General features: G+C 40.8%; 14 protein-coding genes. 5 read left to right on the plus strand and 9 right to left on the minus strand.

Going from position 1 to position 19,684, the window contains the following annotated elements; genetic code table 11:
- Positions 1-8: 8 nt before the first annotated feature.
- From C727_RS0110120 to C727_RS0110130, 4 genes are all read right to left on the minus strand, one after another.
- Positions 9-1,142, minus strand: a complete 1,134-nt coding sequence (locus C727_RS0110120) for an efflux RND transporter periplasmic adaptor subunit (RefSeq protein WP_017445524.1) — start codon at positions 1,140-1,142, stop codon at positions 9-11.
- A 62-nt stretch (positions 1,143-1,204) separates the two neighbouring features.
- On the minus strand, positions 1,205-1,546 hold the full coding sequence (locus tag C727_RS19995; protein WP_081579204.1) for a DUF2946 family protein: 342 nt from the start codon (positions 1,544-1,546) through the stop codon (positions 1,205-1,207).
- 167 nt (positions 1,547-1,713) lie between these two features.
- Positions 1,714-3,612 (minus strand): putative bifunctional diguanylate cyclase/phosphodiesterase, encoded by a 1,899-nt coding sequence (locus C727_RS0110125; RefSeq protein WP_017445525.1) that lies wholly within the window; start codon positions 3,610-3,612, stop codon positions 1,714-1,716.
- 190 nt (positions 3,613-3,802) lie between these two features.
- Positions 3,803-6,184 carry a right-handed parallel beta-helix repeat-containing protein gene (locus C727_RS0110130; RefSeq protein ID WP_017445526.1) on the minus strand — a complete coding sequence of 794 codons (2,382 nt, stop codon included), beginning with the start codon at positions 6,182-6,184 and terminating at the stop codon, positions 3,803-3,805.
- A gap of 75 nt (positions 6,185-6,259) precedes the next feature.
- Here C727_RS0110130 and C727_RS0110135 point away from each other — a divergent pair, with 75 nt between their 5' ends.
- Positions 6,260-7,867, plus strand: coding sequence for a right-handed parallel beta-helix repeat-containing protein (locus C727_RS0110135; protein WP_017445527.1), 1,608 nt, complete (start codon positions 6,260-6,262; stop codon positions 7,865-7,867).
- A gap of 154 nt (positions 7,868-8,021) precedes the next feature.
- Here the strand turns inward: C727_RS0110135 and C727_RS0110140 are convergent, their stop codons facing one another.
- Positions 8,022-9,638 (minus strand): alpha-L-fucosidase, encoded by a 1,617-nt coding sequence (locus C727_RS0110140; RefSeq protein ID WP_017445528.1) that lies wholly within the window; start codon positions 9,636-9,638, stop codon positions 8,022-8,024.
- Between the two features lie 39 nt (positions 9,639-9,677).
- Positions 9,678-11,153, minus strand: coding sequence for a sulfatase family protein (locus tag C727_RS18355; protein ID WP_017445529.1), 1,476 nt, complete (start codon positions 11,151-11,153; stop codon positions 9,678-9,680).
- Positions 11,154-11,388: 235 nt separating this feature from the next.
- On the opposite strand from C727_RS18355, the gene C727_RS0110150 reads away from it, so the two are divergent.
- Positions 11,389-13,218 (plus strand): bifunctional metallophosphatase/5'-nucleotidase, encoded by a 1,830-nt coding sequence (locus C727_RS0110150; RefSeq protein ID WP_017445530.1) that lies wholly within the window; start codon positions 11,389-11,391, stop codon positions 13,216-13,218.
- A 272-nt stretch (positions 13,219-13,490) separates the two neighbouring features.
- Positions 13,491-14,531: a GGDEF domain-containing protein gene (locus tag C727_RS0110155; RefSeq protein ID WP_017445531.1), complete on the plus strand. Its 1,041-nt coding sequence runs from the start codon at positions 13,491-13,493 to the stop codon at positions 14,529-14,531.
- A 64-nt stretch (positions 14,532-14,595) separates the two neighbouring features.
- Here the strand turns inward: C727_RS0110155 and C727_RS0110160 are convergent, their stop codons facing one another.
- Positions 14,596-15,543 carry a LysR family transcriptional regulator gene (locus C727_RS0110160; protein WP_017445532.1) on the minus strand — a complete coding sequence of 316 codons (948 nt, stop codon included), beginning with the start codon at positions 15,541-15,543 and terminating at the stop codon, positions 14,596-14,598.
- Between the two features lie 119 nt (positions 15,544-15,662).
- Here C727_RS0110160 and C727_RS0110165 point away from each other — a divergent pair, with 119 nt between their 5' ends.
- Positions 15,663-16,469 (plus strand): DUF4437 domain-containing protein, encoded by an 807-nt coding sequence (locus C727_RS0110165; protein WP_017445533.1) that lies wholly within the window; start codon positions 15,663-15,665, stop codon positions 16,467-16,469.
- 14 nt (positions 16,470-16,483) lie between these two features.
- Here C727_RS0110165 and C727_RS0110170 read toward each other — a convergent pair whose 3' ends face one another.
- Complete coding sequence (locus tag C727_RS0110170; RefSeq protein WP_017445534.1) at positions 16,484-17,260, minus strand: CmcJ/NvfI family oxidoreductase; 777 nt, start codon at positions 17,258-17,260, stop codon at positions 16,484-16,486.
- Positions 17,261-17,502: 242 nt separating this feature from the next.
- Between C727_RS0110170 and C727_RS0110175 the strand changes: the two genes are divergently transcribed.
- Positions 17,503-18,159: a nitroreductase family protein gene (locus tag C727_RS0110175; protein ID WP_017445535.1), complete on the plus strand. Its 657-nt coding sequence runs from the start codon at positions 17,503-17,505 to the stop codon at positions 18,157-18,159.
- Between the two features lie 52 nt (positions 18,160-18,211).
- Here C727_RS0110175 and C727_RS0110180 read toward each other — a convergent pair whose 3' ends face one another.
- Positions 18,212-19,585 carry a class II fumarate hydratase gene (locus C727_RS0110180; RefSeq protein ID WP_017445536.1) on the minus strand — a complete coding sequence of 458 codons (1,374 nt, stop codon included), beginning with the start codon at positions 19,583-19,585 and terminating at the stop codon, positions 18,212-18,214.
- Positions 19,586-19,684: the final 99 nt, after the last annotated feature.

Raw genomic sequence — 19,684 nt, forward strand, 5'->3', positions numbered from 1 at the left:
TGGTACCCTCAGTGATTGTGCGGATCAAATCCGCCCTTGTTGATTTCAGATGCAATAAAAAAAGCCCCTGCTGTCACCACCTTTGTGCCCTCCGAAATACCAAAAATTTCGCGAAGATTTGCAACGGGCCTACCACGAGTGACTTCCACTGGACGAAACCTATTTGCTTCACTCTCAACAAACACCATCCAGTCTCCATCTGGATCCCTAATGAGTGCGTCTTCGGGTACCGCGATGACTTTATTTTTTAATTTCAATTGGAAACTGACAGTTACAAACATACCGGAATGTAGCTTATGTGAGTTATTTTTTACCAAAAGTCGTACTACGCGAGTTCGTGTAACTGGATTAACCGTGTGGGCTTGTTGAATAATATCTGCTGGCAACTTAAGACCATTCAACTCTATGGTTGCCATGCTATCTCTACTTAAACTAACCGGTAAATCGGGAGAAATATTAGCTTCGACCCAAAGCTCGTTTTCATCGGCTATCAAAATAAGCGTTTCTCCAGCGTTTATCTGCTGGCCTTGAATAAACTCATCCTGCAAAACTATTCCGTCAGATGGTGCAACCAGGTCATATTGACCAAAGGACGAATCCGCTTGTTTTGGTATCTTTTGGATCGCGTCTGTGGTTAACCCTAACGCAATCAACTTGCCGTAAGCTGCCTGATATTGGCTTCTGATTTCAACTAATTGGCTTTCACTCACAGTGCCAGCGGCCAGTTTTTTTGCCCGCTCCCAATTAGATGATGCGACTAAAAATTCAGCCTGAGCTAGCGACATAGCTTCACTAAAAAGCGTCACTACAGGGTCTCCTGCTTGTACAATGTCGCCTAAGCTGCTTTTACGATCAACAACAATCGAATCAACTCTCGGTGCGACGAGGTAACTCTTGTAACCGTTTGCTTTAACTTCTCCAGGCGCATATAAAGAATAGAAATGTTTTTTTGCAGACAGTGTTTCCACTTTTATGCCCGCTGCTTCAAGTCTTGACGTCTCCAAAAAAATTTCATTTTTATGAGCGATTTCATGCTCCGCGTCCGCTTCTTTTTCATCTGAAGGTTGGTGCTCATCGGCCAACAAAGTAGACATCCAAAATAAACCACCCAAAAATAAGATCGTTCGAAAAATAGTATTCATAACTTTTACCTTTTAATAAAACCAAATTGTGCTCGCGCAAATATGCGCATGTAAGGAAAAAGTTAAGCGATCGGAGGGCGGTATGGGTTTGCAGTTAAAAAGTGGGGAGATAAAACTAAGGGATTAAACCGTTGGGGAGTGTTTAACGGCAAGACAGTGGATAATGTTACCATTATCCACCAACTTGTATGATGGCCACTGCAGTGCCCACAGTGATGACAGTCATCCACATTATGAGACTGAGTTGAATCAATATCTGATAAATTATCTATTTTATGATCGTGAGATGTTTGTAAGTGCTCTGGATCTAACTGATGAGGTGTCATAGTTGCTGATACAGCGACATACGATTGAAAAACAATCGCGACGAGTAACAGTACTTTAACGATGACACGAACACTCAAAATTTTAATCTCATCAATAGGTGGATAATAGGTACATTAAAAATAAGCACATATTTAATTATTAGCTTAGCTCAATTACCCAAAATATCTAAAATAGCCTCTTAATTTAGCGCACTCTTTTCTAAAAAACGATTAAAAAATTTAGTTTTTTAAATTTGTACAACCATTTAAAGCGGTTCTTCATTTAATCGTTTTATTAAATCATCCCAATTCAATGGAGGTGACAAAAAGTAACCTTGTACCCAATCACAGCCGTGCTCTTTTAAATAATTTAATTGAGCTTCAGTCTCAACGCCTTCTGCAATCACCCGCAGTTGATAAAGATTGGCCAAACTCTGAATGATCATCACCATTTTATTACGAGCTTCGCGCTCAGAAAACAGATCATTTACAAACGAACGATCAATCTTTAGGCAGTCAGCAGGGTAATGTATGAGCTGGTTAAAAGCCGTATAGCCAGTGCCAAAATCATCTAACGCGATTGACACCCCTAGTTTATCTAGTGCATTCAATACTTTTAGGCAGGTCAGATCACCGGCAACAAACGCGGTTTCTGTCACTTCAAACTCGATACATTGCGGTGAAATTTTATATCGCTCTAATAGGTTTTTAACATGGGTCGGAAACTGCTCATTTTTTAATTCCAAGCCAGAAATGTTAATGCAAAACTTGCCAGTAAACTGCTGCTCGTTTTGTAAAACAATTAATGCCGAAAACGCATTTTCAATGACCCACAAATCGATATCTTTAATCATGCCCGTTGCTTCTGCTACAGGTATAAATTGATCCGGTCCGATACCCACTAAATCGTGACTTGGGCACCTGAGTAAAACTTCAATAGCGACAATCTTATTATTTTTGCAATCAAAGATAGGCATATAAACCAAAACAAATTCTTTTTCTCGTAGCGCCAGTCTTAATCCAGTTTCAATATGCTGGCGTTGGCTAAGTCGCTCGGCAATTTCTTGAGTAAAAAATCTAAAACAATTTCGACCCTCTTGTTTTGCGCTATACATAGCCGCATCAGCTTGTCGCAAAAGGTCAGCGGGTGACTTGGCATCATCTGGGTAAACTGCGATGCCGATGCTTGCATAAACCATGTGCTCAATATTATCCACCCCAAAGCCGCCTTCAAACATTTTTAGAATACGAGTGGCAACACTACTCGCATCAAGTGGATCTTGAATATTTGGTAACAAAACAACAAATTCATCACCCGCCAACCTCGCTAAACTTTCTTTCGGAACTTTAAACAGTTGGTCAGAAGGACGAATTGAATCCGTTAGCCGCTCGCTAAATTTAAGCAAAACTCTATCGCCAGTCTCATGTCCATATTGGTCATTAATTTGTTTAAAGTTGTCCAAATCAATATACAGCAGCCCAATGCGTTGCTTGTCCACCTCAGCACGAGATATCATACGCCCTAAGTTCATTATAAAACTCCAGCGATTAGGCAAGCCGGTCAAGCTATCAAAATAAGCTCTCTGACGCACGTCCTCATTATACAGCTGCAAGACAGTCTCAGATGCTTTTTCTTCCGCATATAGAGCAGCGAGGCAGATCACGTTTAACGCGAGTATGGTTAAGATAAAACGAACAGCCTCAGTAAACGTATAGGTCGTCAACAATAAGTTTGACAATGGTGTAAATAACAGCAAGGTGCTGATCACACTGAAAATAATAAACAAAATAACTGCAGGCCAAAAGCGGTTAATAAAAAGGTTAATGGCAACAATTGGATAAATCCAAAGAATGCCAGTATTATCTTTGCCACCTGTGACTAATAAACTCATCGATAACACAAACAAAATACAAGTGAGCGTTTTTGCCGCTCGGTCAACATTACGGCTACGCTTTAACAAATACAGATTAATCAATCCAATCAAAGCGCTTGTTAGCAAAATTGTCCCCAAAAAGCTTGCGCCATTGGCTAGACTCAAACTGCCGAATGAACACAGGAAAACGACACCTATAATGGTTAAAATCTGACAGAGCCGATAGCGACGACGGCGTGGGACGGCTAATACCGCTTGTTCGCCTGCGATCAAATCACGTGTTTGTGTCATAAAAACAATCCTTTACATTACACCTAGAGCTTTTTTGACACACTATAAAGTAGATATAATAATCCGCAAGTTTCTGGTAGGTCGGGTTCACCGTTAGGTGCACCCGACAATATGCAGCCAACGGCGGGGTTTAATAAAATATGCCAATTGTCGGCAACGCCGTTGGCGGTGCCGATCGACTCAAACTTTTTTAAACACGACGACGCAAATATGCATTAAAACCTATCAATAATAGCCATGTGAAACCAATCGCCCCACCGCTTGATTGTTCACTGTCTGTCGGTGGTTCTCCTATTGTTGGTGGTTGCGGCAAATCAGGTGTTGTGTCTTTTATAATAATTGAGTGTGTCGTTTTAGCGCCTGACACTGCATTGATCGGATTACCCATTGTTAAAATTAATGTTTCTTCTTCATTTACAATCTCGTCCGCTTTAATCTCTATTAAAATACTGCCCTGCTGTCCACTATTGATCCTTAACTCACCATTTTGTGCATTGTGATCGCTGCTACCCGCCGAGCCAGATATGATATATGGGATGGTCACCGGATATTTAACCGCTAAGTGACTTAAAGTGACTTTAACACTTGCTGTTTTACCTTCTTCAACTGTTTGATCTTGACTAAAATTTACACTCGGTTCAGTTAAATTCGGAGCTACGCAATTTTCGCCAGGAAGACCATAACAACCATTACCTGTCGGGCCCAATTTTTGTTCCCAAGTAATACCGGCCACCCAATTTGCATTTTCACCGCCTATTTCATACGCACCAGCGTCGGGTTTACCGTCTATAACATCCGCTTGGATCTCGGTTATTTGTCGACCCGAGTCAATCGGTGTGGCATTCGCAGCTAATCTAAAATCACCCTCTTGGGGGGCGATAAATGCATTACTGGTTACCGTTATGTTATTTTGTTTATCTGATTGAGGCTCCCAAGCGCTACTATCAGAAATATTGTTCCATACACGAACATCACTAAATGCTGTGCCTTCTTTGTGCCATGCCCCCATGACAGCACTGGCGTTGAACATAGTATTATTAAATATATCTATGTCGGTGCCATTCCAATTTATTTGTATGCTGCTCCATTCGGTATTCCAAATAACATTATGATGCACCAAAAAACTTTCGGCATCATTGTCTAAATAAATACCGGCGGCTTTATTTTTGTTACCGCTGGAATAAGCATCATGAAACCAGTTATGGTGAATTTCTGTATGGCTAGGTCCCCCCACGGTATAAAATAAACCACAATCATCAGCAATGAGATTGCTTCGTGATACGTCGTTGTAAGCATATTCAGCATGGTCATTAAATCCTTGAATTGCATCTCGACCAGCCCGGGTAATTGTATTGTTAAAAACCTTGGTATGGTTTCCACCGCGGGCATTAATAATGGCGTCATAATTGCCAAGATAATTAAAGTCGTGCAAATATGAATCTAAAATCTGAGTATGCTCACCTGAGTCATAAATGCCGGTGCCGGAGCCAAACCCAATCTCACTTTTTTCTATAATATTGTATTTGCTGTTAAACTGGTTCCAGTCACTTCGAATATTCACACTTTGGTTGCCAGAGGCAAAGCCACTTACAACCCCCAAGGTATAGTTCCCGTATAAACTGGTGACACCATAAATATGGTTATAAGAAGCCCCTTTAGTGATCTCAATTGAACCACCAAAAACCGCCAGATTTTTGATATGAATATAGCTTTTACCCTCTAAATCAATTGTTTTAGTTCGCTTTCGCATACTAACTTGATGATCGTCAGGTTTATCCCCGTTTGGCAGTTGCACGTAAAGCTTTTTCGTTTCAGGATCAAAATACCACTCGTTTTGATAATCAAGGACCTCTCTGATGCCCTGCAGGAAAAAATCACCTTTGTCCGCTGGCGCGTGGAAAGTTCGGATCCAAGCTGGATTTTTGTCCAACTCAAAAGTGACCCGAGTCGCTGTATTGCCCGTTATAAAGGCTCGCCAACTTGTCCAACCAGATCCAGGCTTATCGCCGTAAAAGTAAATTGAACCACCTTTAGACCAATCACCGCTTGGTATACCATCAGCATAATCCAAATAGGCGTTATTAATTACGTTCGGCCCGCTCCCACCTGTGTTTCTGAGCGAGTTTTGGGTAAAGGGATCGCCATCAATATTATTTGGCCAACGTGCTAAATCCATCGCTGTATTACCCTGCATCACAAAGTTTTGTTGCCCCAAATCCCAGTCAACTTGGGTCACATAAACATCCCCTTTGTCATGCTGCCAACCGGTGAGCGATTGCATTGCGGTGATCACAACTTTTTCGTCTGGGTAGGATTGAAAAATAATAGGTTTACCCGCCTCACCAGAGTTTACTGGTGATAACACCTCTTCATAAAAACCCTCTCGGATAAAAACAGTATCACCAGCTTCAGCTATCTCAGCTGCTTTTTGTAGCGTCAAAAATGGTGCATCTATAGCACCAGAATGACTATCATCTCCATCTTTTGCAACATAAAAATCACGTGCTTGCAGCGTATTAATGCTGCTTATTACGAGCAATCCGTAGATTAAACCTTTAACTGTTCGTTCCATAAATGTTTACCTCTTGTTAATTTTATGAAATGATACCACACTTTATATATAAACATATAGGTTTGGATGTAACACATGAAATTTAACTTAAAGAAAAACTTTATCGCGCTAACGGCTAGTTTTTTTATTGCCGCCCCAACTATGAGTGCACCTTTCACACAAGGTGGAACCTGGTATTGGGACGACGCTGACCGCCACGATACAAACGGCAGTTATACCAACGACGACGGCATTGTTAGAACCCAACAAGCGCCATCTATCGGCAGTGATAATGAGCGTAATAATATTCGCAATAAATTCGATTCTGCCGGTGTCCCTTGGGTTGAGATAATTAACACACCCTTCTTTTTGGGCAATGATGCTCCGTTTGCAAATCAAATAGCGGCAATGGATGCGGTTAAAAATACCGCAGATGCTTTGGCAAACCGCCCTAATACAGGGCCAGATGAGTGGCAAAGAGCCATAAACCCCATCACTGTTTTATGGGGCCCGTTGCAACTTGACAATGCACGCCAAGAAATCGCCGACGATATAGAACGCACTTTTGTATTTAGAGGTAACTGGAATATTGATGCGCCTATTTATGTCGGTAGCAATAAAACCATTTGGATAGACGGAGAACTCACTTATACAGGTGCAGATACCCCCCACGTAGGCGGTGCAGCTTTTACTCCCAAAGGTTCAAAGATGCATGGCGTGTTTACCGTTCGTCGTAAAGCCAATGCTTGGGATGAAGATCGCGGAAACATAGATGAAAACGATTGGACATCCTTGGGTCAGAATTACACCGAACCCGCAAATATTGTTGAGCTAAACAAACCACTTAAAGAGTCAATAGAAAACCAACCGATTGTACAAAATGTTACTTTTTTGGGTAGCCAAAGAGGCAAAATTAAAGTTGAGTTAAGTACAGCTCAATCTAACCCGCAGGGCAATTGGGCTCGCTACGATCCTGATTTAAAACCTCGTAACCCTGATGGAACCCTAGCCAATACAGGACAGGTTATCCCAAGAACCAATGGAATTCATTTTGACCATGCAAGAAATGTTGTTGTTGATGGCGTTCGACTCGAAGGTGCTTTAAATGCTATTTATGTCTCTAGTACTTTCGAAGTAGAAATTAAAAACAATTTTATAGACAAATCTGTGTTTAGAGGCGTGCATTTGCACGGCAGCGGGCATGCCGCTGATAACTTAGCTTTTGTTCGTAATAACTTAATTACCCGAAATCATTGGGATGGCATAGATATAGACTCACATTCTGCCCGTTACCGTATTGAAGAAAATGTCATCATAGGTGCAGACAATCGATTTTTAATATGGACAGAGATCGATGCTCACCACAACCTAATTGATAATAATGTTGGCATTATTAATTTAACACAAGATTCGCCGGTTGGTGCTGGCGGTTTTCAAGAAAACGGCACCGAAATGAATATTGGCGCTCAAGGTACACGTTGGAATACCTGGCAAAATAATAATATTTTTAATGCACGTGAAGCAAAACAAGGCTTTTTGATGCGGGGAACTGAATCAAACCGTGTTGTACAGCAAGATACTGTCACTTGGTTCAACAACTATGTTTGGCAACAAAACCGGAGCATGACTACGAGCAACCCCAAAATGGATGGCATAGTTGATGATGTAATGTATTTATGGTTAAACAATGACGGAAACCCATAGCGGAGTTTAATGATTTTGCGTGAAGACACACACCGCGATCCTTGACCAATTGTCGGCAACGCCGTTGGCGGTGCCGACTTACACAAATTCCATCAATGTCGTAGGTTTGCACCGCCGAAGGCGTTGCAAACAAAAGCAGGCACTTGCGACATTATTATTTTGCATGACCGTCTAAATCAACATCTTGGGTGCCAGAATAATCTAGCTTGGGTTGATTATTTTGATGTTCTGGATGTTGCTCCCGATCGGTGACAATTTTATACGACCAAGCATGTTGACTTGCCCCTAAATCGCTCGGTGGAATAATTAATAAACCAGCCGGTGTCATTGTCCAATCAACTTTGGCCGAAGCGCCCAAGAGCGAAACCGATTTAACACGCTCACTCGACCACCCTTTAGTCCCTGCGATAACAAAACGCTCACTCGCTTTGTCTAACTTAATTGCAAACAAATTTTTACCTTGCGTCGTAAATGCCAAGTGCCCTTCGGTTTGACCAGTTTTATGCCAATATTTTGAGCCATAAATGGCTTCGCCATTTAGTTTTAACCACTCGCCCATTGCCTTTAAGCGCTCTACTTGCCACTCGGGTATGGTTCCGTCGGCACGAGGCCCTATATTAATTAAAAAATTACCGTTACGACTAATAATTTCAACCATTTCATCAATGACTTTGTTCGGCGTTTTTATTCTATTTTTATATTGGTAATTCGGATCTTCTTCTGCGGCTAAATAACCAAACGAGGTACCAAAGGTGGTACAACTTTGCCAGCTAGGGCCTATCGTTTTCAGTTTTAAATTATCACGCTCATACGCACCAACACCTGCGGGCCAGTTAGGATTCCAACCTTTATTGTTAACATAAACCGCTTGTCCTCTTTCGGCTGCGTCATTCATATAATTCGTGATCATGCTTCTTGCTTGATCATAAAAGTACTGGATAATCGGCCTAAATACTTGGGGGTTGGCCTGCGAATTATTTCCGTCTCGGGTAAAAATTGGAATATCATCTATCCATAACATGTCGGGTTGATATTTAGTTTGTATCTCTTGCCAGCGCTGCACATAGTCATCGATATATTCTTTCGAAAAACCAAAAGGCCCATATAAACTTTCAGCTTCTGGATCACGTTTTATTTCTTCTAAAATATCCGCTCTCGCGATCGCATTGACTTTGTATTTTTGCGTGGTAAAAAACGAACTATGTCGCTCTCTGTGATACGAAGGGGCGTATTTTAACCCTTTTTTCCGTAACGCTTTACCAAGATCGCCAACCAAGTCCCTTTTAGGTCCTTTATCCATAGCGTTCCATGGTGTTAAATCTGAATCCCAATTGGCCCATCCATCATGATGCTCTGCCGTAAAAACAACATACTTAGCACCCACCTCTGCAAATAACTGAGCCCAAACATCCGGATCCCAATTTTCGGCTTTAAACATAGGAATAATGTCTTTATATCCGAACTCAGGTGGATGTGCGCCAAATTTTTCTTTTAAATACGGGTAATAATGGTCTTTATCTTCATAAATGAGTTTTGGAACGTGTTCGGCATATCCTTTATCCCCTTTGCGATAACCAAGCACACTATACGGGCCCCAATGAATAAAAATACCCACTTTTCCATCTTTAAACCAATCGGGCGTTTGCATTTTTTGCAATGCAGACCAACTCCCATCAAACGGCAGATTTTTGTGTGCGTCGTTTGCCTGTACACCTGAACTTAAACCAGCCACAGCGATAAATGTAAAAAGATGCTTTCTGATAGACGTCATTTTCTATTTCCCCAATTATTTAATATTGACGGATAGATCTTAATTTTTTCGTATGCGATTTAACTCAGCCAATAGCTCAGTAACCTTTTCCGGACGCTGTGCCGCAAGATTTATTTGCTCGCTTGGATCATCTGCTAAATTATAAAGTTGATAAGGCGATTGCCCAGGTTTAACGTCTAGCTTTTTAGGTTTACTAAAGCCACCGCTACCTAGTCCTTCAATTAGTTTCCAATCCCCCACACGAATAGCAAAATGCCCCGAAAACGAGTGGTGAATCATCGCTGGTCGCTTGTAGTTTTGTGTAACAAGCTTGCCTAACAATGGTTTAGAAAAATCATATGAATCAGGTGCTGAACCGTCTGCTGGTTTTACCTTTACGATGCTTGCTAAAGTTCGCATCACGTCATTTAATACCACTGGGATATTTGACTGGCTGTCTGCCAAAACTTTTTCAGGCCACTTAACAATAAGCGGCACTCTGTGGCCCCCTTCATAAATATCTGCTTTTTGGCCGCGCCAAGGACCATTGGCTAAATGACCATATTTTTCTATTTGATGCGGCCACCAATTCGCTCCGTTGTCTGACGAGAAAATAACAAGGGTATTCTTTTCGATGCCCGACGCTTTAATCGCAGCCGTTATTTTTCCTACCATAGCATCTGTATAAGCTGCAAAATCGCCGTAATACCCCACCTCAGTTGAGCCTTTGAATTTACCCACCGGCAGCCAAGGCGTATGCGGCGACGTTAGTGAAAAATACATAAAAAATGGTTTATCTTGTTGCGAGGCCTGATGAATCTTTTCTACGGCTTTATCCGTAATTAAAGGAAGTACCTCTTCGTGCTTAAACCCTTGACCAATTTCATCGGGCCGCCAAAAACCGCCACCATTATGACGTCTGTGTTTGCTGCCTGCTATTTTGTCACCATTTAGGGGGGTAATGACCTGTTCGTTTTCAATTAATACATACGGTCCCATATCGAGCGATGCCGCAATCCCATAAAAATAATCAAAGCCCACCGCATTCGGACCTGGCGCTAAGCGACCTCGATAGTCGGGTTTGTTAGTACCTATGCCTAAATGCCATTTGCCCACCATCAGCGTATTATAATCGGCGCGCTTCAGCAAACTTGGTAAGGTTTCTGTGGTAAGATCTATCATCAGAGGCGATCTGCCGTTTAAAACACCTTTTTTTAATTGAGTTCGCCAGGCATAACGCCCCGTTAATAAAGAATAACGCGATGGTGTGCAAACGGCGGACGATGAATGAGCATCGGTAAATATCATACCTTCGTTAGCGAGCATATTTAAATTGGGTGTTGGCACTTTTGTCTCTGGGTTATATTTTTGTATATCACCCCAGCCCATATCGTCGGCAAATATAATTACGATATTAGGTTTTTTATGCTCAGCGACACTGACGTTTTTTGTTCCTGGCTCAGCATCTGGCTGAGCACATGCCACTAGCAGAGTTAATGTGTATAACCATATAGCGACTACTCTAAATTTTTTCATTGCTTAATCAACCTTTTATTAGTATTTACTGTTGTTAGGTCGCAACCAAAACAAGATCACTTGAACACTTATATTTAAACAAACAGTTAAAAAGCCAAAAAACGCAAGATTAATTGTTCACATGAATTGATCTGGTGGTCTCTATGTGTGTTTTAATAATTGTTTAATCAATATGAAGGACAATTTTCATGCTCAGCAAATACAGTTTGTTTATTAATAAAACTGGAGTCGAGTTATGAAAATTAAAACACTAACACTATTATCTAGCGCTGCAATCGCATTGGCTGGTTGTAAAATCAGCCTGACAGAAGAACAAGATCCCAATACCGAAACCCAACATAAAGCAATTTCATTACAAGTATTACACACGAACGATCACCACTCTCATTTTGAAAGCCAGCAATTTACGTTGGCACTCGATTACGATACGAATCAAGCTGGCGCTGAATCTGTGCAAGTTCAGCTCGGTGGTTTTTCTAAAATTTCTAGTGCGATTAAAGAATATCGTACCGACAACACCTTGGTTTTAAACAATGGTGAGTTAAACGGCACCTTATATTTCAGCTTATTTAAAGGGGAAGTCGATTTTAAAGTTTTTAACCTATTAGAGATAGACGCATACCAACTCGGTAATCATGAATTTGATGAAGGTGATGCAAGACTCGCCGAGCTTATAGATATGGCAAACTTTCCGCTGTTAACCGCCAACATTAATGCTACACAAGCCAGCCCTTTATATGGTAAAGACATTCATCCTTATATAATCAAAAAAATTGACGGTGAAAAAATTGCCATTATAGGTGTATTAAAAGTCGAAAAAACCAAAGAGTCGTCTTTGGTATCTGACGACGTTGAATTTTTTGACGAAATCGAAACCGTTAAACAATACGTCAAAGAAGTCACTGATAAAGGTATCAATAAAATCATTGTATTAAGTCATTTAGGTTATGATTTCGACCAAATACTTGCCGCCCAAACCAAGGACATAGACTTAATTATCGGCGGCGATACGCATAACCTTTTAGACTCCACTGGAGAGATTGCTTCAATGGGGTTGCCAGTCGATGGTGAGTTTCCAACGTTGGCACAGAATGCTGACGGCAAAAACACTTATATTGTGCAAGCATGGGAATATGCTAAAGCCCTTGGCCGTTTAAATATAGATTTTGATAAAAACGGTGAGATCACTCAAATTCACGGTGTAACAGAATTATTAGTAGAAAATAATTTTAAGGTAAAAGATAGCCAAGGTGCTTGGGTAGAGGCAGACAGTACTAGCGAACAAATGATCCTCAGCCGATTAAACGCGTTAAAAAGCATTCGCACAATAGAAGATGACCAAGAAGTTGAAACTCTATTAACCGAGTACAAAAATAAATTAGAAGAGTACAGCAATCAAGTGATCGGCTCTATCGAGCAAACCATGCCGTTTACACGAATACCGGCCGCATTTGAACCCGGCCAAACCCCAACGGGAAGTTATTCAGCTTATGTTGTGGCTGATGCTTTTATGAAATATTTACCCAAAGCCGATGTTGCCATTCAAAATGCCGGCGGCGTACGTGGACCGCTAAACCAGGGTGAATTTACCGTTGCCGATGCTTATACCATATTGCCGTTTTCTAATACCGTAGTCACAATCGATATGACAGGCGCCGAGATATTAAAAGTGCTTAACCAAGGTGCTGCGTATTCTCAAAGCATTAGCGGATCAACCGGCGCTATGCCCTACGCTTCCCACCTGCGTTATGACTTAATTTTAGATGGCGAAAATACCCGTATCGAAAACTTAGAAGTTAAAAGTAAAACCAGCGGAGAATGGTCAGCTATAGATATGAACGCAACCTATTCTGTTGCTACCAATTCATTTACCGCACTTGGCAAAGATGGCTACCTAACCTTTGCGGATGTCCGTGCGGAAAACCCGGATGCGTTTGAAGAGTCAGATGTTGCTTACGCTGTGCCTTTAATCGAGTATTTTACCGAGACACTGCCAAACGGCCAATTAGGTGATATTAATTTAGCCGATTATTGTTTTAAATCAGTCACAGTTGCCGCCGAGTAGGTTTGCATTACCGCACGCGTTGCAAACAAAAGCAGGCAACATAGTATCTTGTAGGTCGGGTTCACTGCCAGGTGCACCCGAACCATCAACTCGCTTTATAGGTGTAGCGATCCGTTCTGAATATTCTTCAATTAAATGCCCCTCAATAAAATATGTAATAATTTGTTAAACCATGCTAGAGTGCAGCGCAAAGCTAGTTGAATTTTTTGTCAAACGACAAGAATATTTTCACTACGACTGACATTAAATTATCGTTGTTTTAAGGTCATATAATGGATTATCGCACTGAAGTGCTCTCTGATATTGATGAGCGAAAACTAATCATAAAATACTTTTCTATCATTGGTGGCCTCACTACTTTGGTTATGGGCATAATCGGTGTCATAAACCATAATTATCCGCTGTTTTTAGCCTTACTCGGTTCTTCATTGTTATTCTTTTTATCTGCGGTTTTATCTAAACACGGCCAAATGAACCATTCTGCTTCAATTATTCTATATACCTTGTATGTATTGATGTTTTATCTGGTCTTAACAGGTGGCCATCACGGCACTGGTCCTGTTTGGTGTTTTATAGTTCCCTTGGTCACCTTCTTTTTAAGAGGGTTAAAACAAGGCACCTTAGACATAGTCATCTTCACGCTAATCTCTTTTGTCCTGATAAATATCTCAATCCGCTACTACAACTATTTTGGCGCCTATGATGACCGTTTGGTTAGTTTATACAAACGACTTTTTATCGCGTTTATCATTGTAACTATATTAACCGCACTTTATGAATATTTCCGCTCTTTGTATAATAGAAAGTTAGCTGATTTAGCAGAACAAAATCAAGAACTTGCTAACAAAGACACATTAACAAATTTACCTAATCGTCGCTGTATATCAGACCACTTCAGCAATAAAAAAACACTTAAAAAAACTTACTCTATTGTATTGATCGATATAGATAACTTTAAACAAATTAACGACCAGTACGGACATGATGTAGGCGATAAGGCACTGCAACATTTTTCTAAAATATTTACCCTCTCGAGCCGACAGACAGACACCGCCGCCCGCTGGGGAGGCGAAGAATTTTTATTGGTCCTTGAGCAAACAAATAAATTAGGCGCAACCCAATTCGTCCAAAAGTTACAGAATCAACTATCCAGTTACCCGCTTAAAGTGGATAATTTAACCGTTTGTTTTACATTTAGCGCTGGCATTGCTGAAATTGCACCCGATACCCATTTTGATCAAGCGATAAAACAAGCAGATGATCTGCTGTATAAAGCAAAACGCGGTGGTAAAAACAAAGTATTATCAGATTGAAATAAGTTTACATATCACTTGAGTTTAATAAACGCTGTCACATGTAACCTAACAGATAATCAGTTTACTCAGGCCATTGTTTTGGCGTGATTAAACCCGCGTCAAATAACTGAGACCGCCGCTGCGCAATTGTTTTTATAAGTTGATCTTTAATTAAACGCACCGTTGGTGATATCAACTGGCGGCTAGGTAATACTAACCACATTTCCGTGAGAGGTATCTTATAATCAGGCATAACCCGCTGTAATTTACCTGAAAGCAGATCTTGCGAAATATCGATAACAGACTTTTTTGCAATGCCAACCCCATCAATACACCAACGCCGAACTATGTCACCATCATTAACCGCCCTGTTGCTACTAACTTTGCTTTTATATATCTGTCCATCTCGCTCGAATTTCCAGACATCATGTACCACATCATACAATTTGTACAAAAGTGCGTTATGATGGCTTAAATCATCTGGTTTTTTTGGCTCACCATGTTTTTTGATATAACTTGGTGATGCACACAAAAAATGAGGAATATTGCAAATTTTAAACCCGTGCAAGTTTAAATTTTTAACCGTTTCTTGGGTCATAGCACGAAGCGCTATATCTACCCCGTCGCGGTAAAAATCAGCTCGACTATCTGAGACGTGTAAACGCAGCGACACTTGAGGATATTCAGCTAGAATATCGTTCAACAATTCTCGCATTAAATTGCGCCCCATTTCTGACGACAAAGCCATTTTAATTTCACCGTTGATGGCTTGATTTTTTTCTAGTACTAATGTTTGACCTTCTTGCAAAAGCGCTACCGCTTGCTGGCACAAAGGTAAGTAGCGCTCGCCTTCTGGTGTTAATCTCAATTGGCGGGTCGTTCTAACAAACATTTGAGCGCCTAACGCCTGTTCAATGCGTTTTAAAGCCATGCTAGCTGCTGAGGAGCTCATATCTAACTGATGAGCCGCAGCAGTGATAGATGCCTGCTCTGCAATTTTTAATAACACCTGTAAGTCAGAAATTTTCATTCAATCTATTCCGGTTCTATTATCCACAATATAACGAAAGTGAATTCAACGCCTGCTGGTTTATTACTCGATAAAAGACTTATAAAGTATTTGTCATTCAGTCTTTAGGAGAATTTACCATGAAATCAATATTAAAAGTGTCTCTTTTATCGCTAACTTTATCATCTATACCTAGCTGGGCAGCTGACAGCTATACAAAAGTTATTGCAACAAAAGATATACAGTGGGGGTACCTGAACCCTTTGCGCGGTGATAAAAGTCCGGGTGCAGCCGATTTGTGGGGTGACAGAACAAAAGACACAGCCACAGGCATGTTAGTGCGATTTAAAAAAGGGTTTGAGTCCCCACCCCATATTCATAATATCAGTTATCGCGGCGTGGTCATTCAGGGACTAATGCATAACGACGACCCCACCGCTGGCAAAATGTGGATGCCAACGGGTTCATTTTGGACACAACCAGCCGGTGAAAATCATACAACGGCGGCCAATGACCAAGAAAACTTAATCTACTTAGAAATAGACCAAGGCCCCTACCTAGTGCAGCCCTCTAAAAAAGCATTTGATAACGGCGAACGCCCGCTAAATTTACACAGAGACAATATCGTCTGGTTAAATAACAGCGATCTTTACGACATAAAAAAGGACGGCGTGAAAGCCGCTTATTTATGGGGTCAAACAGGACAGGTTGGCGGTACTTTAATTAAAGTACCGAGCGGTTTTGAAGGCTTCATTATCACCGACGCAAACGAGTTTCGTGCTGTCGTAATTGAAGGTGAGTTAACATATCAAGGCAAAAAAACAACTCAATTAGCCGCTGGTAGCTACTTAGAATCAAGCGGCCAACAGCAGCATAAGTTAATTAACTCAAATGAAGCTGAAGCAATTATTTATCTAAGAACCGACAAAAAATTTATCATCCAATAAGCCGTCTTGCTGATTCAGTATTGAACCAGCAAGCGACTCTCAATGCTTTTTCGTGGTTGCCTCGTTGGCATTTGGTGTAACTCTAATGCACTGTGGGCAACCGTTTGCAATCCCTTATTATCAAAAACATTAAAAAGGGCCGCCTCATTCGGTGTCATATTAGAACGATACAACCACTGATGCTGGACTGAATAAGTTAAACCCAATATCTCGCCAATACGATCTGGATATTTTAAAACAATTGTCTCCCAATCGTCTGCAGAAACTGTATTGGGTTGCACAAAACCCAGTGGCCATTCAGAAACCGGATGCGCCAAAGGACGCCAGACATTTATAAAAGCAAAGTGTCCACTTAACCAAATTTTTGCTCGTTCGGGTCCTAAAATATCAAACAACCTCTGTTTTGCCCCCGCTTCACTAAAGTCACTGTGCACGTTTTTTACCGGCTTACGCGCCTCAGTGTCAGCACTATTTCTAATGGTATGATCATAGGCTATCACTTGTCTTGCAGGTAAATGTTTTTTGACCAAGTCGGTCAGTTCAGCTTGATAAAGTTCGGAATTAAAATCATTGTTGATAAAATCAACGTTGTCAAAATCGTATTCTGTAAATACTAGTCCATCATTTAAAAAATTAACTAAGCCAGGTCTGTCCCGTTCATCTGCGACATCTACCTGCCGGGCTAACAACTTAGGTGATATCAGTTGCCCCTTAATGCCGCCGGCATCAATTTGAAAAAACTGAGGCAAATGACTCTTAACATGATAATTAACGGTTGCACGTGCTTTCATTTCGCCCCCTGAACTGCGATAAATAGTTAAACTAGGTTTATTAAAACCGGAGGACCATCTTATATACCTATTTATGGATTGATAATAAGAAAAAACAAACAAACACTTTTAATATATTTTTGAAAAAACATCGGGTTTTATTTTATAAAAAATATTGAAACAATTTCTTATATCAACGCCATTATCAAAACTAAAATCACAAATATACTAGTCGACATAAAAACATCAGAAGGAGTATTTTTATGTCACATGCAATTATTAAAGATTTGAATAGCCGTTACACCGCAAAAAAATTCGATAAAAACAAACGTATTCCAGCCGACACCATGCAGGTTATTCTTGAAGCTTTACGTCTTTCAGCTTCGTCAATCAATTCCCAGCCTTGGCGATTTATTGTGATAGAAAGTGAGCAAGCTAAACAAAGATTTGCCCAATCATTTGATAAAAAACATCAGTTTAATCAGCATCATGCTACTGATGCGTCACATACGATTTTATTGGCTTACGACCCTTATTTTAGTTTAGAAAAATTTAAAAAACGGGTAGATGCGGAAGTTAGTTCGGGTCATTTGCCAGCCGATAAATATGATGCCTTTTTAGGGGCTTATGCGTTTGCAAAAGCCAATACGGATAAACAAGGTTTTAATGGCCATTGGACAAAAGCTCAACTGTATCTGGCACTTGGCAACCTGATGCACACCCTTGCAAGGCTTGGTATTGACTCAACTCCGATGGAAGGTGTCGATCCTGAGCGGATCGGGGAGCTTTTTGCTGATGAGTTACAAGGACATGTCTGCGAGGTAGCAGTAGCTATGGGATACCATGATGCAAAAGAAGATTGGAATGCAGGATTACCCAAAGCACGTCTTGCTCAACAAGACATTATGACCATAATATAAGTGACCTGTGTAAAAGCCAAGTGAGCAAGACTCGTAAACATACCATATCAAATTAACGACCCGTCAAATTGTTCGGGTCAAGCAGCCGTTTCAATTGATCTTCCGGCAAATCAGTTTCTGCTTTTGCCACTTCAATGATAGGTTTATTTTGAGCGTATGCGATTTTTGCTATCTTGGCAGCTTTTTCGTAACCAATAATGGGATTTAAAGCCGTCACCAATACTGGATTGCGATTTAAAGACGTTATTATGTTTTTATCATTTATAGTAAAAACACTAATGGCTTTATCCGTCATTAAATTGAGCGCATTAGCAAGTATCTCAATACTCTCTAATAAATTGCGTGCAACTAAAGGCAACATAACATTTAACTCAAAATTTCCCGACTGCCCAGCAACCGTTATGCTCGTATCATTACCAAAAACCTGCGCGGCGACCATAGCGGCCGATTCCGGAATTACTGGATTGACTTTGCCTGGCATAATTGAAGAGCCGGGCTGTAACGCAGGTAGCTTTATTTCACTAAGCCCTGCCAGAGGGCCTGAATTCATCCAACGTAAGTCGTTCGCTATTTTCATTAACGAAGTCGCGATTGCTTTAAGTATCCCAGATAACCTTACGGAATTATCTTGTGCACTGATCAGTGCAAAAAAGTTGTCAGCCGTTGCAAACGGCTGTTGTGTATGCTCAGACAACAGCTGGTTAAACAGGTTCGAAAATCCGTCCGCGGTATTCACCCCAGTACCAACAGCTGTCCCCCCTAACGGTAACTTTTGCATCTGCTGTAAAACTGGATAAATAGCATCTAAATTCATTTGCAGCTGTGCCCGCCAACCACTTAATACCTGATCAAAGCGAATTGGCATGGCATCCATTAAATGCGTACGGCCCGTTTTGCAAACATTAGAAAATTCTTTTTCACGAGCTTTTAAGCGAATAATAGCATATTCAAGGGCTGGAATAAGCTGGTCGTTAACAGTCAGCACGGCACTTATCTGAATACAGCTTGGGATCACATCATTGCTGCTTTGGGCCAAATTAACATCATCATTGGGGTGGATCTTAATTTCACTTTGGCGGCTTGCTAAGTTGGCGATCACTTCATTAGCGTTCATATTTGTGCTAGTTCCAGAACCCGTTTGAAACACATCAACGGGGAAGTGCTGCATTAGATTTTGGTCGTTTAACAGATGTTGACAAGCCGTTTTAATGGCTTTGCCTTTATCTTTTGGTAAAGCACCCAAATGTACATTGGCCTGCGCCGCAGTTTGTTTAAGTAATATCAAAGCTCTAATAAAGGTTTCTGGCATCTTTATTCCGCTTATTGGAAAATTTTCAACAGCCCTTTGAGTCTGCGCACCGTATAACGCTGATTGCGGCACTTGTAATTCACCCATGCTGTCTTTTTCCATTCGGTATTTTGACATTTTGGCCTCCTAACCTTGTGTTATATTTTTTCTTACGCTAGAAACGCCTATATGGATTTTTTTGCGACTTGTCGCTCTGATAGATTTAATAAGATGAAT

The organism is Gayadomonas joobiniege G7, from assembly GCF_000300815.1.
GTDB classification, from domain to species: domain Bacteria; phylum Pseudomonadota; class Gammaproteobacteria; order Enterobacterales; family Alteromonadaceae; genus Catenovulum; species Catenovulum joobiniege.

Bases quoted from the DNA above. Each gene is read 5' to 3' on its own strand.
- C727_RS0110120 (WP_017445524.1), bottom strand. From the start codon at position 1,142: ATGAATACTATTTTTCGAACGATCTTATTTTTGGGTGGTTTATTTTGG.
- C727_RS0110125 (WP_017445525.1), bottom strand. From the start codon at position 3,612: ATGACACAAACACGTGATTTGATCGCAGGCGAACAAGCGGTATTAGCC.
- C727_RS0110130 (WP_017445526.1), bottom strand. From the start codon at position 6,184: ATGGAACGAACAGTTAAAGGTTTAATCTACGGATTGCTCGTAATAAGC.
- C727_RS0110135 (WP_017445527.1), top strand. From the start codon at position 6,260: ATGAAATTTAACTTAAAGAAAAACTTTATCGCGCTAACGGCTAGTTTT.
- C727_RS0110140 (WP_017445528.1), bottom strand. From the start codon at position 9,638: ATGACGTCTATCAGAAAGCATCTTTTTACATTTATCGCTGTGGCTGGT.
- C727_RS18355 (WP_017445529.1), bottom strand. From the start codon at position 11,153: ATGAAAAAATTTAGAGTAGTCGCTATATGGTTATACACATTAACTCTG.
- C727_RS0110150 (WP_017445530.1), top strand. From the start codon at position 11,389: ATGAAAATTAAAACACTAACACTATTATCTAGCGCTGCAATCGCATTG.
- C727_RS0110155 (WP_017445531.1), top strand. From the start codon at position 13,491: ATGGATTATCGCACTGAAGTGCTCTCTGATATTGATGAGCGAAAACTA.
- C727_RS0110160 (WP_017445532.1), bottom strand. From the start codon at position 15,543: ATGAAAATTTCTGACTTACAGGTGTTATTAAAAATTGCAGAGCAGGCA.
- C727_RS0110165 (WP_017445533.1), top strand. From the start codon at position 15,663: ATGAAATCAATATTAAAAGTGTCTCTTTTATCGCTAACTTTATCATCT.
- C727_RS0110170 (WP_017445534.1), bottom strand. From the start codon at position 17,260: ATGAAAGCACGTGCAACCGTTAATTATCATGTTAAGAGTCATTTGCCT.
- C727_RS0110175 (WP_017445535.1), top strand. From the start codon at position 17,503: ATGTCACATGCAATTATTAAAGATTTGAATAGCCGTTACACCGCAAAA.
- C727_RS0110180 (WP_017445536.1), bottom strand. From the start codon at position 19,585: ATGTCAAAATACCGAATGGAAAAAGACAGCATGGGTGAATTACAAGTG.